Raw genomic sequence first — 14535 nt, forward strand, 5'->3', positions numbered from 1 at the left:
CGAGCCTGCCGAGGAAGGCACCCGCCGGCGCGACCTCAGACCCAGCCCCGCGCCGGACGGGGTCGGACCGGATGCGGCGCAAGCCCGGCCCGGAACCGCCGGGCCGTCCAGGGTTCAGAGCAGTCAACCGGACTCCGGACCGGGGCCGGTGGAGAACACGAAGGAGAACTCGGCGGGCTCGGCCCGCAGATGGTACGGCGGCAGCGGGCCCGGGCCGCAGGACTGGGAGCCGAGGCCGTGCTGGCCGTGGTCGAGGTTGACCCACACCGTGTCACCGGGGATGAGGTCCGTGCGGTGCGCGGCTGCGTCCAGTTGCTCGGTGGTCCAGCGGCGGGCGGTGAAGAAGAACTCCGGGACGCCCTCGATGCGCAGGCCGCCGAGCTCCGCCCAGCGGACGTCGGCGCGGGCACCGTTCTCCTGCGGACGGACGTACGGCGTCTGCAGATCGTCTACGGTCGACTGCCAACGGCCGACTGCAGACACCATTCTGCTGTCCGGATACGCCTCGCCCGGGCCGCCGCCGTACCACTGCACACGGTCGGCTGCAGACAATCCGAAGCGGACGCCGAGCCGGGGGAGCGGCACCGTCCAGTCGCCCTCGGGTGTCACGGATACCGTCAGCCGTAGACGATCTCCGTCCGACGTCCAGCGGTATACGGTCGACAGTCCCGCCTCCCAGCCGGCCGGCGCCACCCGCGTCCGGACCGTCAGCGCGTCGTCGCCCAGTTCCACCGCGTCCAGCCGGTGCCGCATGCGGTGCAGGCCGAGCTTGCGCCACAGCAGGCCGTAGCGGATGCCGGTCTGCCAGGCGGCGCCGTCGTCGTTGTCGGTGGTGGCCCGCCACACGTCCAGGCGCAGCCCGGTGACCTCCACCCCGCCGACCGTCTTCAGGGCGCCGGTGCGGGCGTCGAAGACGGCCGGGCCCAGGGTGATCCGGCCGTCGCCCGGCATCGGGCGCTCGGTCGCCGGGACCGACGGCAGCCGGCGCCCGGTCACGGCGAACTGGCCCCAGGCGACGACGTGGTCCTTCGGCGCCCACGGGGTGTCGGCGGCGAGCAGGGCCCGTACCGTCCAGTGGGCCTCGCCGGCCGCGGTGGCGGCCGGCGGCTCGGGCAGCTTCACCTCGGCCGACTCGCCGGGCGCCAGCGCGGGCACCGGCAGGGGGCCGGACTCCACCGTCTCGCCGTTCACCTGGTACGACCAGGTGAACGCCAGCGCCGACAGGTCCGCGAAGTCGTACGTGTTGGTGATGCGGACGGTGCCGTCGGCGGCGTCCCCGTCGATGGCGACCGGCTCGATCACCTTCTTGTACTCGATCAGCCCGGGCGAGGGCTTCCGGTCCGGGAAGAGCAGGCCGTCGCAGACGAAGTTGCCGTCGTGCAGTTCCTCGCCGAAGTCGCCGCCGTAGGCGTAGCCCAGCTCGGGATGGGTGATGCCGTGGTCGATCCACTCCCAGACGAAGCCGCCCTGGAGGCGGTCGTACGACGCGAACAGCCGCTGGTAGTCGGCGAGCCCGCCGGGGCCGTTGCCCATGGCGTGGGCGTACTCGCAGAGGAGGAACGGGAGTGCACGCCGTTGGTGCGGGCCGCCGTCCAGGTGGCGTCCGATGCGCTCGACCTCGGCGTGGTCGGCGTACATCCGCGAGTACACGTCCGTGTCACGGCAGGTGAGGTCGCCCTCGTAGTGCACGAGCCGGGAGGCGTCCCGGCCCTTGATCCACTCGGCCATCGCGGTCAGGCCGCGGCCGGTGCCGGCCTCGTTGCCGAGGGACCAGACGACGACCGAGGGATGGTTCTTGTCCCGTTCGACCATGCGGGCTGCGCGGTCGAGCAGGGCGGGGGTCCAGCGGTCATTGTCGACGGGATTGTCCCGCCAGGCCTGCTCGGTGAAACCGTGGGTTTCGAGGTCGCACTCGTCGATCACCCAGAGCCCGTACTCGTCGCACAGGTCGAGGAAGGCCGGGTGGGGCGGGTAGTGGGAGGTGCGTACGGCGTTGACGTTGTGCCGTTTCATCAGCAGCACGTCCTCGCGCATGGTCGCCGGATCCAGTGCGCGGCCCCTCTCCGGGTGCCACTCGTGCCGGTTGACGCCCTTGAACAGCACCGGCCTGCCGTTGACCTTGATCAGACCGTCCGCCAGTTCCACCGTGCGGAAACCGATGCGCAGCGGGATCCGCTCGCCCTCGGTGGCCAGCTCACCCGCGTACAGCCGCGGCGTCTCGGCCGACCACGGCTCGACCGGCACGGTCACGCTGTGGCCGGTCGTGATGTCGATGCCGAGTTCGGACACGGTCACCCGGCCGTCCACGTCGGAGTCGACGCGCAGGGTGCCGGTGCCGGCGCGGTGGTCGTAGGAGGCGTGCACGAAGAAGTCGAGGGCGGCGCCCGCCGGGCGGTGCAGCAGGGTGACGTCGCGGAAGATGCCCGGCAGCCACCACTGGTCCTGGTCCTCCAGATAGGAGCCGGCCGACCACTGGTGGACCCGGACCGCCAGTACATTGTCCACAGTCTTCAGTAGATGGCCGACCCTGAACTCGTGCGGCAGCCGGGATCCCTTGAACTCGCCGAGGTCGGTGCCGTTCAGCCATACCCGGGCGCAGGACTCCACGCCGTCGAACCGCAGCACCGCTCCACCCCCGGCGAGGTCCGGCCAGTCCTCCGGCAGGTCGAAGACCCGCAGATGGTCGCCGGTCGGGTTCTCGGTCGGCACCCGCGGCGGGTCGACCGGGAACGGATAGAGGTGGTTGGTGTAGATCGGGGACCCGTGACCCTGGAGGACCCAGTGGCCGGGGACCGTGATCTCCGCCCAGCCGCCGGCGTCGTACTCCTCCTCGGCGAAGGAGTCGTCCTCGGCGTCGGCCGTCGGCGACAGCCGGAACCGCCAACTGCCGTTCAGGGAAAGGGATCGGGCGTCAGAGGACGCATACCAGGCGCGGGGTGGCAGCGCCCCGGAGCCCGGCGAGACGTCCTCGACGTAGTCGGTGACGGTGTGGTGGGGGAAGGACATCGGTCTCCTAGCTCAGCCCTTGATGCCGGTCTGTGCGATTCCCTGCACCAGCCAGCGCTGGAGGAAGAGGAACACGAACAGCAGCGGCAGGATGGAAATGGCGGTCGCCACGAAGATCTGGTGGAAGACGACGGTCTGGTTGGTCATGTACGAGGAGAGCGCGACCCGGACCGTCCACGATTCCGGGTCCTGCCCGATGACCAGCGGCCACAGGAAGGCGTTCCAGCCGCTGATGAACGTGATCGTCGCGATCGCCGCGGAGAAGTTCAGCGAGTGGGGGACGACGACCCGCCAGTACGCCCCCCAGTAGCCGAGCCCGTCCACGCGCGCCTCCTCCTCCGGCTCCTTCAGTTCCTTTGTGGAACCCGAGGAAGTACTGCCGGAACAGGAAGCCGGTGAAACCGCTGAACAGGCCGGAATGATCAGGCCCCGGCAGCTGTCCACCCAGCCGAGGGGGACATATGCGGGACGCTAGCCTTCGGCTAAGGCTTCGGCAAGGGATTGGACGAAGGCTGTTCGAAGCGTTGTGAGGCGTTCGGCTCACGAACGGGGTGAGGGGTGCGGGGGTTGAAGGCAGCCGGGTCAGGGGAGGCCGTTCGGGGCACCTGCCCGACGCCTCGCTCACGATCTGCCCGCACCGCCGCCAAGGGCGCGGGATCGAAGTGCTGGAGGCCGGTGACCCACCGGGCGCCGAGGCGGGCAGTCGGGAGGGCTCCGGTGACAGCCGGTGCGGCGGCGGCTGTCAGCAGCAGGGATCTCCAGGGATCTCCTGCGGGGATGAGGGACGTGCATCCCTTCCGGCGTCATGAAGGCGGTGCGGTACGGCTCCTTGCGGGGGCGGGGCGCTTGCTGGTGCCTTTGGTGGTGCCTTTGGCGGTGACGGTCCTCTGTCCGACGGACTGCAGCGCCCCCTCCAGCGCGAACGTAGCCGCGCCGAGGGAGACCGGGTCGGTGGGGATCGGGGAGAGGACGATCTCGGTTGCGGCCAGCGGGCGGCGCAGCGCGTGCCGGGCGACGGCCTGGCGGACCTCGCCCAGCAGTGGTTCGCCCAGCCGGGAGGCGACCCAGCTGCTGAGTACGACCACTTCGGGGTTGAGCAGATTGATCAGGTCGGAGATGCCCGCGCCCAGATAACGGGCGGTGTCCCGGACCACCTCGAGCGCCACCGGGTCCTGAGCGGCGACCGCCCGGGCCAGCGCGTCGATGGTGGCCGTCTGGTCCTCGGGGTGCAACAGCGTGGACTCCGGGCTCAGTTCGCGCAGGTTCTGCATGATGCCGGGCGCGCCGACGTACGTCTCCACGCAGCCGTGGTTGCCGCAGTGGCACAGCCGTCCGTCCAGCACGAGCGTGGTGTGGCCCCACTCGCCGGCGCTGTTGCTCACGCCCCGGTGCAGCCCGCCGCCGAGTGCCAGACCGGCGCCGACCCCCGTGCCCAGATTGACCACCACCGCGTCGCCGCGGCCCCGCGCGGCCCCGAACCACAGCTCGGCCACCGCGCACGCGCGCAGCGGATTGTCCAAGTGCAGCGGATACGCGATGTGTTCGGCGAGCAGGTCGAGCAACGGCACGTCGCGCCAGTCCCAGTTGGGCGCGTACTCGGCGATGCCGGTGTCCCGGTCCACCTGCCCCGGCACGCTCACCCCGACGCCGAGCACCCGGGCCGCCTCGACCCCGGCCTGCGCCACCACCGAGCCGACGGCTGCGGCCACATGGCCGACCACCTGCTCCGGGCGGCTCTCGCCGGGGCGCATGTCCTCGTCGGCGCGGGCCAGCACGTTCAGCGCCAGGTCGAACAGCTCGACATGGACGTATGTCTCGGCGATGTCGACGCCGATCAACGCGCCCCCCGACGCGTTGACGGCCACCAGGCCCCGGGGCCGGCCGCCGGCCGAGTCCTCGAACCCGACCTCGGTGATCAGGCGCAGGTCCAGCAGCTCGCCGACCAGCGTGGCCACCGTGGCCAGGCTGAGCCCGGTGGCGGCGGCCAGCTCCTGCCGGGAGGTGGGAGACTCGGCGATGATCTGGCGCAACACCTCGTAGCGGTTCGCGGTGCGGATGTCACGTGATGTGCGCTTCACGCGGCTGCCTCTCCCGTCCCGTCCAGGCCGGGGCGGTGTCAGCACCGGCGCGAGCGCCAGGCTATGGGCTGCGGGGACTTACGACAAGGGATTTGTAAAGGGGCCGTAAAAAGCCTCTGGTGGCTGTCACTCCCCGGGGAGTCCGAGCAGGTCCCGCACGAAGGCGTTGGCGAACGTGCCGGAAGGATCCACGGAGCGGACCAGGGCCCGGAAGTCACAGAGCCGCGTATACCGCCCGCGGAGTACGGCCGAGGGGGTCTCGAAGGCCTTCCCCCAGTGCGGGCGCGGGTCGAACGGGTCCAGCACCTCCTCCAGCCGGCGCACCACCGGCAGCACCGCCGTCTCGTCCCGCACCCAGGTGAAGTGCAGCGCGACCGAATCCCGCCCGTGGGCCGGGCTCAACCACTGCGTGTCGGCGGCGACCGTCCGCACCTCGCAGGTCTGCAGTACACCGGCGACCGTCGACCGGATACCGTCGATTGCATACAGTGCATCGACGGCGGTCGACCGCGGCAGCAGATACTCCGACTGGATCTCCTCCCCGCTGCTCGGCGTGAACTCCGCCCGGAAGTGCGGCAGCCGCTCGTGCCACGGCCCGGGCACACCCAGCTGCTCGGTGCAGTTCCGTGCGGGCATACCCGGCACCGGGTGCAGCGGGCCCGCCGCGGGCGCGGCCCACGGGAAGTCCACCGCCGGCCGGTCCGTGCGCCGCTTGACCCACACCTGCCGGAAGCCCGGTTCCCGCCAGTTCGTGAACAGGCTCACGCTGTATCCCGCAGCCGCCACGGCGTCGAAGTCCAGCCCTTCCAGCGGGAGTTCGGTGTAGACCCGCTGCTCCACCTCGTACGCCGGCTCCAGGTCGAGCGTGAGCGCGGTGACGACGCCGAGTGCGCCGAGAGAGGTCACGGCACCGTCGAACCGCGGGTCGTCCCGGCCCATCGTCCCGGCCCTGCCGTCCGCGACGACCATCTCCACCTCCCGGACCGCCGACGCCAGCGGGCCGTTGTCCACCCCGGAGCCGTGCGTGCCCGTCGCGACCGAACCGGCCACCGAGATGTGCGGCAGGGACGCCATGTTGGGCAGGGCGAGACCGTGCGCGTGGACCGTGCGGGCCAGTTCGCCGTAGCGCACGCCGCCCGACACCCGCACCGTGCGCGCCGCCGTGTCGACGTCGATCACCCGCGGCAGCTCGGCGGTGGACAGCAGCACGCCGTCCGGCCCCGGGTCGGCGATCCGGTTGAAGGAGTGGCCGCTGCCCAGCACCCGCACCCGCGGACTGCCCGCCACCAGCGCCGCCAGCGCGTCGAGTGTGCGTGGACGGTGGAACTCCCGGGTGGTGTAGGTGATGGTGCGCGCCCAGTTGGTGACCGTCCCGGCGGTCTCGGCCGTCCCTGTCACAGTTGCGTCCCTCCGCAGAGTCCGTGTGGGCCGACCCTCTCATCCGGCAGGACACGGGAGGGAGGCGTGCTGCGGATTTCGTTGTATGACCAGGTGTCGATTGACGTACCCGAAATCTCTCTGGCCCCACGGATTCGATATCGGTACCTTCTGCTCCATGACTCAGGAGCCGCTACCCGCCCGCCTGCCCGTCACCGACCGTACCCGTCACCGCCGCCTGCGCGAGCAGGGCAGTCTGGAGCGGGCGGAGCTGGAGGCGATCCTCGACGCCGGGTTCGTCTGTCATCTCGGCGTGCTGGTGGACGGGCGGCCGGTCGTCGTGCCCACCGTGTACGGGCGGGACGAGCGGTGGCTGTATCTGCACGGGTCCGTGGCCAGCCGCAGCCTCGCCGCGGACACGCCCGTGTGCGTGACCGTCACGCACGTGGACGGGCTCGTGCTCGCCCGGTCCGTCTTCGAGCACGGCGTCAACTACCGCAGCGCCGTGATCCACGGCACGCCGCGCAGGGTCACCGACCCCGAGGAGAAGCTCGACGGCCTGCGCCGGCTCACCGAGCACTCCGCGCCGGGCCAGTGGTCGTACGCCCGCCGGCCCAGCCGCAAGGAGCTGGCCGCCACCACCCTCCTCGCCCTCTCCCTCGAGGAGGCCTCCGTCAAGATCCGCAGCGGCGCCCCGGACGACGGCGACGGACCCGACGCGGCCCTCGGCCTGTGGGCCGGGGTCCTGCCGCTGACCACGCTCTGGGGCACCCCGGAGCCCGACCCGGCACTGCCCGCCGGGACCGCCGTACCGGAACACATCGGGCGCCGTGCGGGGACCCGGCACGGCTGAGCGGCAAGCGGGGGCATACGGTGTAAGCCGTACGCCTGAGCCGGGAGGAGACAGACGGATGGGCAGTCGTACCGCGCTGGTCGAGGATCTGATGGAGCGGTTCCCGCATGTGCCACGGGAAGCCGTCTTCAAGGAGGACCTGCTCCGCGGGGGCGTCGCCTTCGACCCGTCCGCCCTCAGCGACAACGAGAGCGGCGAGGTCAAGCCGAAGTCGTACTTCATCTTCTCCTTCGACCACGGCACCCTGCCCGAACTCGGCGAGGCGGCACTGCGGCGCCCGCCGGAGGAGATCATCCTCACCGGCGGCCCGTACGACCTGCGCCGTACCGTCGTCTCCGTACGGGTGAACCCCGCCTCGCCGTACCGGGTGGCCGCCGACGGGGAGGGGCTGCTCGGGCTCTACCTCGACGGGCGGCGGATCGCCGACGTCGGTGTGCCGCCCATGCCGGAGTACTACCGGCACACCCTCTCCAACGGAAAGTCCGTGATGGAGGTCGCCCCGACCATCCAGTGGGGCTACCTGATCTACCTCACCGTCTTCCGGGTCTGCCAGTACTTCGGCGCCAAGGAGGAGTGCCAGTACTGCGACATCAACCACAACTGGCGCCAGCACAAGGCCGCCGGCCGACCGTATACAGGGGTCAAGGACGTCGAGGAGGTCCTCGAGGCCCTCGAGATCATCGACCGGTACGACACCCAGAAGGCCTCCACCGCGTACACGCTGACCGGCGGAGCCATTACGAAAACGGTTTCCGGGCGGGACGAGGCCGACTTCTACGGCCACTACGCCAAGGCCATCGAGGAGCGCTTCCCCGGCCGCTGGATCGGCAAGGTCGTCGCCCAGGCGCTGCCCAAGGCGGACGTGCAGCGGTTCAAGGACTACGGCGTGCAGATCTACCACCCCAACTTCGAGGTGTGGGACCGCCGGCTGTTCGAGCTGTACTGCCCCGGCAAGGAGCGGTACGTCGGCCGCGACGAGTGGCACCGGCGGATCCTGGACTCCGCCGAGGTGTTCGGCGCGCGCAACGTGATCCCCAACTTCGTGGCGGGCGTGGAGATGGCCGAGCCGTTCGGTTTCACCACCGTCGACGAGGCGATCGCCTCCACCACCGAGGGCCTGCGCTTCTTCATGTCGCACGGCATCACGCCCCGCTTCACCACCTGGTGTCCGGAGCCCACCACCCCGCTCGGCAAGGCCAACCCGCAGGGCGCGCCGCTGGAGTACCACATCCGGCTGCTGCAGGCCTACCGCCGGACGATGGACGACTTCGGTCTCTCCTCCCCGCCCGGCTACGGCCCGCCCGGACCCGGCCGCGCGGTCTTCTCCGTGAGCTCCTTCATGGACAGCCTGCCCGCGGACGAACCCGTGGAGGAGCCGGCCGAGGTGTGATCCGGCGCGGCGGGCCGGCGGGACGGTGAGCGCAGCGGCGCCGGCATCCGTATCAGAGGCCGAAGTTGCGGGCTCGTCGCGTCCCACGTCCGCCCCGCCACCATCGGTAACCGGATGTGAACAGGCCGCTTGTCAGTTGTGTCGAGGACGTGAAAGGCTCTGTGCCTGCCGCGAGGTTTCCTGCAACTCCCTTTTTGCCTATGGTGAGTTGACCTCGCTCGTGGATGCAGGAGTCCCATGCCCGACCTGCCGACCCCCCAGGACGCCACCGAGTCCGCGCTGTTCTCGGAGGGCTGGGACGCGGTGCTCAGCTACGCGGACCTGTGCACCTCCGGCTCCCTGACGGCCCATCAGCTGGCGACGGAGGCGTTCACCCTCGGCATGCGGGAGGTCCGCGCCGCCGCGCGCACCCATGTGCGCGGCGCGGGCCGCCGCACCGCGCGGCTGCCCACGATCCCGGCCCTGCTCACCGCCGTACGCGACACCGCCGCCGCCTGGGAGGCCGGCGGACAGGGGCACAAGCTCGATCCCGACCTCCGGCTGTGGCTCAACTCCCGGAAGTCCGCCCGATTCTCGGGCCCGCCGCTGGAACGCCCGGTCGCGCTGCGCGGCCTCAGGGACATGCAGGAGGCCGACGCCTCGTTGCTGTGGCTGGCCGAGGTGGAGGCGCTGCCCCTGCCCGCGGTCGCCCGCCGGCTCGGCCTGGACCCGGCCACCGTCGCCGACGAACTCGACCAGGTCCGCACCCTGTTCCGGGACCGCTGCCACCGCGCCCACCTCGACACCCCGATGGACGCGCGGTGCCGCTCCTACGCCCGCCTGCTGGACGCGGTGACCCGCTCGCCGGCCGCCGGCACCCCCGACGATCTCTCCCGGCACCTGGCGACCTGCGTGCGGTGCGCCGAGGCCGCCGCCTGTCTGCGGCTGCACGGCGGCGGGCTGCCCGCCGCGCTGGCCGGCGGCGTCATCGGCTGGGGCGGCCTCGCCTACCTGGAACGCCGCCGCCGTGCCGCCGAGGTCCGCCTCGGCGCGGGCCGCCCGGGCGGCGCCGACCCCACCGGCGACGATCCGGCGGAGGGCACCGGCCGCAGCCGCGTCCTGCGCGGCAGCCTGCTCGCCGCCGCCGTGCTGCTGTCGGCGCTGGCGCTCGGCGTGTCGATGATGCCGTTCGGCGGCTCCGGCGACGACACCGCCGCCGCCCAGGACGACACCGCCGCCCGCGACGACCGGCAGCCGGTCGCCGACCCCAGCGTCTCCCGCACCACCGCTGCGCCGGCCTCGACCGCGGCGGCACCCGCCGCCACCCCCTCCGCGCCGCGTACGACCGCAGGTTCGCACCGTACGCAGTCCGACCCCGAACCGCAGGGGGCCTCCGCTGTTACGCACCGGCCCGGACCGAGCCCCCGGTCCACCGCCTCAGCGGCCACCTGCCGGGTCTCCTACGACCTCGTCAACCAGTGGCCCGACGGCTTCCAGGCCACCGTCACCGTCCGCACCGACCGGCCCCTCGACGGCTGGAAGGTGTCCTGGGCCTTCCGCGACGGCCAGCAGGTCGGCCAGATGTGGGACGCCACGGCCCGCCAGGCCGGCTCCCGCGTCACCGCCACCGCCGCCGACTACGACAAGACCGTCGCCGCGCACGGCACGCTCTCCTTCGGGTTCCTCGGCACCTGGCAGGACAGGAACCGGTCGCCGTACGGTTTCACGCTCAACGGGGCGGCTTGCGGGGGCGGCTGAGCAAGCGGAGCGGATCGTGCTTCACAGGGTGAACGGCGCCTGGTGGGGCAGCCAGGGGGTTTCGTCCGGATCAGGTCGGATCAGGCCGCGGCGTCCGGTGCGGTGCCTCGCAAGGCGCAGGATCACCCGCGTACCGGGCGTACTCGGGTGATCCGACAGCGCGGCGAGGTGCCGTGCCGGGCGTCGCGGACCCGGGCTGGTCCGGACGAGACCCCTAGGTGGCCGAGGTGCGGCGACCGCCTCGGCGGTCGGAGCCGCGGCCGCCGGTCCCGGCAGCACCGCCCGTGGCTCCGCCGGCCGCCGTTCGCCGGCGGGATCCGCGGGCGTCCTTGCCGGAGGCGGTGCCGGTCGCCGCACCGGTCGCGGACGGGCGGTCGGCTCTGCGGGCGCCCGCGCCGCCGGCAGCTCCCGCGGCTCCGGAGGATCCGGCCCGCCGGGCAGCACCGCGCCCGCCGGCCGCGGAGGCGCCGCCTGACGCCGGCCCCCCGGCCGCGGCCCGGCGGTCCGAGCCCCGGCTCGCCGTCCCGGTGGCAGCGCCTGCTGCCGCTTCGGCCCCGCCGCCGTTCCGGCGTCGGCGGCCGGATCGCCTGCCGGGCTTCGTGCCGGTCTTTCCGTCCGGGCGGGAGCCCTGCGGTGTCGCCGGCTGGGGGACCTCGATGGTGACGGGTACGCCGCAGGGCTCGCGGGCGCCGGTGATGGTGGCCAGTGCCGTGTCGCCCGACGTGATGCGGGCCGTTCGGGGGCGGATGCCCGCGTCCGACATGAGCCGGGTGACGTCCCGTTTCTGGTCGGGCAGGACCAGTGTGACCACGCTGCCGGAGCCGCCGGCGCGGGCCGTGCGTCCGCCCCGGTGGAGGTAGTCCTTGTGGTCGGTGGGGGGATCGACGTTCACGACCAGGTCGAGGTCGTCGACGTGTATGCCCCGGGCCGCGACGTTCGTCGCCACCAGCGCGGTCACCTGGCCGTTCTTGAACTGCTCCAGGGTGCGGTTGCGCTGCGGCTGGGAGCGGCCCCCGTGCAGTGCCGCCGCGCGCACACCGACGGCCAGGAGCCGCTTGGTGAGACGGTCGGCGGACCTCTTGGTGTCCAGGAACAGGATGACCCGGCCGTCACGGGCGGCGATGCGCGTGGTGACCGCCTTCTTGTCGGTCTCGTCCTGGAGGTGGAGCACGTGGTGCTCCATGGTGGTCACCGCCCCCGCGGACGGGTCCACGGAGTGCACCACGGGGTCGGTCAGGAACCGCTGCACCAGGCGGTCGATGTTGCGGTCCAGGGTGGCCGAGAAGAGCATGCGCTGCCCGTCGGGCCGTACGTGCTGGATCAGCTTGGTGATCTGCGGCAGGAAGCCCATGTCGGTCATCTGGTCGGCTTCGTCCAGCACCGTGATGCGTACCTGGCCGAGCACGCAGTCCCCGCGTTCCACGAGGTCGTTGAGTCTGCCGGGGGTCGCCACGAGTACCTCGGCGCCGCGCCGGAGCGCATCGGCCTGCCGGGTGAGGGACAGCCCGCCGACCACGGTGGCCAGCCGGAGGTTGACCGCCGTCGCGTAGGGGGTCAGGGCGTCGGTCACCTGCTGGGCGAGTTCACGGGTCGGCACCAGCACGAGGGCGAGGGGTGCCTTGGGCTGCGCGCGCAGTCCGGCCGTGCGGGCCAGCAGCGCGAGCCCGAACGCGAGGGTCTTTCCGGAGCCGGTGCGTCCCCGTCCCAGCAGGTCACGGCCGGCGAGCGAGTTGGGCAGCGTGGCGGCCTGGATGGGGAAGGGGGTGGTCACGCCCTGCGCGGTGAGGGTCTTCAGCAGTCCCGCGGGCATGTCCAGACCGGCGAAGTCCTCGACGGCGGGAAGTGCGGGCGTCGTACTCTCCGGCAGCCGGAACTCATGCGGCGACGATGCGGACGGTCGGGGTGACGAGGCGCGCCGGTTCGGCTTCTGGGGCCTGCGGGACATGCGGTTGTCTGCCTTCCTGGAAACAGCACAAACCGGGGTCCGCACCATGCGGTGCGGACCCCGGTGAGCGGATACGCGTCCGGCGATCAGGCGGGGACGATGTTCTCCGCCTGCGGGCCCTTCTGGCCCTGCGCGACGTCGAAGGAGACCCGCTGGCCCTCCTGGAGCTCACGGAAGCCCTGGGTCGCGATGTTCGAGTAGTGGGCGAAGACGTCGGGGCCGCCGCCGTCCTGCTGGATGAAGCCGAAACCCTTTTCGGCGTTGAACCACTTCACGGTTCCCTGTGCCATGACCTTCTCCGATCTGTAGGCAGAGGCCCCATCCGGAGATGCCGGAAACAAATAATGCGCCTGAAGGAGAAACATTCCCGTCAGGCGCACATAGGTTCATGGGTACCACAACTGCAACGCCGTAATCTTAGCACAGCTCGGCGGACCGCAGTGGTTCACCGGAAGATCCGCGGCGACTCGGGCGCGTGCCGCTCTGCGGTCAAGACCGCTTCGCAAGGCGGCCGTTGGCCGGCCCGCCTTCGGTTTCGCCGGCGCACCGGACCGATCCGACGGCCACACCGCTCCCCTGTGGCGGTGTGACCGTCGGAGCTTCAGGGGCCGGCGCCGGGACTCGCCCCGGTGCACGGCCGTCCAGTCCGCCGCGACGCCCTCCTGCCGCAGGTCGGCACTGTCACCTCGACCGACGAGCGAGGTGTTCTCCGCCTCGGTCGTGACGGGGAGGGGCTGTTGTCGTGGGGAGCGGTTCCGTGAGTCGAGGAGCCGTTGCTCCGGCGCGGTGTGATCGTCCCGTCCGAGACGGTCCGCCGCTGGCGCGGGAAGTCCGGGCAGGTCCGCGCGAACGCGCTGCGGCGCCGACGGCCCCGGCGGGGGAGAGGCGGCACGAGGAAGAGGTCTTCATCACGGTCGACGGTCGGTGGCGTACGTGGCGGGCCGTGGATCCCCTGCTACCGGCCCCGGCGCCGTCTTGCGGCCACGCGGGACCACCGAGCCGGTACGGCCGTCCGCTTCGCCGTCCGGAGACGGATCACCGGCACCACCGGCCGGCACCCCGTGGCCCGACCCCGGGTTCGCCACCCTGCCCCGGCGCACCGCCGGACCTCGGGGCAGCCAACGGCGTGGCAGCGCTCCGGCGATCGGTGGGCGGCGAGGGCCGTGATGATGCAACGCTCATTTATGTCTCCTGTGGAGGCGAGAACTCCATCACGTTCACGGATCATGCTGCACCCACTCGCGGATGTCAATTGGCGCCTAGATCATCCACCGAGGCCCCTCGATGGGCTACAAATGTGTCCCCCCTGGTGCGGTGCGCGCCCTCCTGGCGCTAACCTTCAGTGCGCCGCCCACGCGGGTTTACCGACGACGAAGCAGGAGACCGCCTGTTTATGGAGAAGACCACCGGGGTGGAGGACGTCGCGGCGGCCCTGGCATCGATCAAGGCGGAGCTCGAGGAACTGGGCCACACCATCGAGGTGATCAACTTCGACCGGCTCACCCACGAAACGGGCATCGCCGAGGCGACGGTCCGCAAACTCTTCGCGGGGGAGTCCGTCAGCCCTGACGAGGTCGACCCGCCCTTCAAGGACCGCCTGCGGTTCCTTCTGGACACGAGGCTCAAGGAGAACGGGCGCAAGCACACGTTCCAGGAGGTCGCCGACGCCGTCGGTGTGGCCAAGTCGACGATCACCAACCTGTTGAACGGCTCGCGCAACCCGGGATTCGACGTCAGCAAGGACCTGGCGGAGTTCTTCAACGCCCCGGGCTTCTTCACGCTCGGACCGAAGACGGCTCTCCTCGCGGCCCTTGAGCCCGTCCTGGAACAGGCACGGCTGATCGCCGAACTCAAGGGCCGGCGGGTGGAGCGCGTGGCTCTGCGGGGAAGCGTGTCGGCCGGCAGTGACCAGTTGTCACGGCAGCTGCAGGCGGCGATCCACCAGGTGGTCGAAACGGCCCAGCGCGCGTCCCAGGCGCCGGCGGCCGCGGACGGGGGCGACGAGGACCCTGAACTCAGCGAACTCGCCGCCACCATGCGCTCGTTGCCGGCCAGACACCGCAGGAGCGTGATGGGCATCCTCAGAAACGCGGTAGGCCTGGCCAAGCACGACGATTGACGACAGCTTCCCGATGCGGTCCGCGGCCGC

9 protein-coding genes and 1 pseudogene are annotated in these 14535 nt (G+C 71.7%); 4 read left to right on the forward strand and 6 right to left on the reverse strand.

Features of this window, described 5'->3' with window-relative positions:
* Nucleotides 1–123: 123 nt before the first annotated feature.
* From ACZ7GZ_RS02860 to ACZ7GZ_RS02875, 4 genes and pseudogenes are all read right to left on the reverse strand, one after another.
* Nucleotides 124–3006: a glycoside hydrolase family 2 TIM barrel-domain containing protein gene (locus ACZ7GZ_RS02860; RefSeq protein WP_471020400.1), complete on the reverse strand. Its 2883-nt coding sequence runs from the start codon at nt 3004–3006 to the stop codon at nt 124–126.
* Nucleotides 3007–3018: 12 nt separating this feature from the next.
* Nucleotides 3019–3459: pseudogene (locus ACZ7GZ_RS02865) on the reverse strand (carbohydrate ABC transporter permease); the annotation flags it as partial.
* 350 nt (nt 3460–3809) lie between these two features.
* On the reverse strand, nt 3810–5084 hold the full coding sequence (locus ACZ7GZ_RS02870) for an ROK family transcriptional regulator (protein WP_471020401.1): 1275 nt from the start codon (nt 5082–5084) through the stop codon (nt 3810–3812).
* 126 nt (nt 5085–5210) lie between these two features.
* Complete coding sequence (locus tag ACZ7GZ_RS02875; protein WP_471020402.1) at nt 5211–6482, reverse strand: FAD-binding protein; 1272 nt, start codon at nt 6480–6482, stop codon at nt 5211–5213.
* Nucleotides 6483–6639: 157 nt separating this feature from the next.
* On the opposite strand from ACZ7GZ_RS02875, the gene ACZ7GZ_RS02880 reads away from it, so the two are divergent.
* The 3 genes from ACZ7GZ_RS02880 to ACZ7GZ_RS02890 all read left to right on the forward strand — a co-directional run bounded on the left by ACZ7GZ_RS02880 (nt 6640) and on the right by ACZ7GZ_RS02890 (nt 10441).
* The gene (locus ACZ7GZ_RS02880) at nt 6640–7314 is read left to right on the forward strand and encodes a pyridoxamine 5'-phosphate oxidase family protein (protein WP_471020404.1); all 675 of its coding nucleotides are present in this window, start codon (nt 6640–6642) and stop codon (nt 7312–7314) included.
* Between the two features lie 58 nt (nt 7315–7372).
* A complete protein-coding gene (locus ACZ7GZ_RS02885) occupies nt 7373–8704 on the forward strand; it encodes a radical SAM protein (RefSeq protein WP_471020405.1) in 1332 nt (443 codons plus the stop codon).
* Between the two features lie 237 nt (nt 8705–8941).
* The gene (locus ACZ7GZ_RS02890; RefSeq protein WP_471020407.1) at nt 8942–10441 is read left to right on the forward strand and encodes a cellulose binding domain-containing protein; all 1500 of its coding nucleotides are present in this window, start codon (nt 8942–8944) and stop codon (nt 10439–10441) included.
* 214 nt (nt 10442–10655) lie between these two features.
* Here the strand turns inward: ACZ7GZ_RS02890 and ACZ7GZ_RS02895 are convergent, their stop codons facing one another.
* Both ACZ7GZ_RS02895 and ACZ7GZ_RS02900 read right to left on the reverse strand, forming a co-directional pair.
* Complete coding sequence (locus ACZ7GZ_RS02895; RefSeq protein WP_471020408.1) at nt 10656–12386, reverse strand: DEAD/DEAH box helicase; 1731 nt, start codon at nt 12384–12386, stop codon at nt 10656–10658.
* A gap of 86 nt (nt 12387–12472) precedes the next feature.
* On the reverse strand, nt 12473–12676 hold the full coding sequence (locus ACZ7GZ_RS02900; protein WP_471020410.1) for a cold-shock protein: 204 nt from the start codon (nt 12674–12676) through the stop codon (nt 12473–12475).
* A 1103-nt stretch (nt 12677–13779) separates the two neighbouring features.
* Here ACZ7GZ_RS02900 and ACZ7GZ_RS02905 point away from each other — a divergent pair.
* The gene (locus ACZ7GZ_RS02905; protein ID WP_471020411.1) at nt 13780–14505 is read left to right on the forward strand and encodes a helix-turn-helix domain-containing protein; all 726 of its coding nucleotides are present in this window, start codon (nt 13780–13782) and stop codon (nt 14503–14505) included.
* The last annotated feature ends 30 nt before the right edge of the window (nt 14506–14535 follow it).

The organism is Streptomyces sp. NPDC037288, from assembly GCF_055603265.1.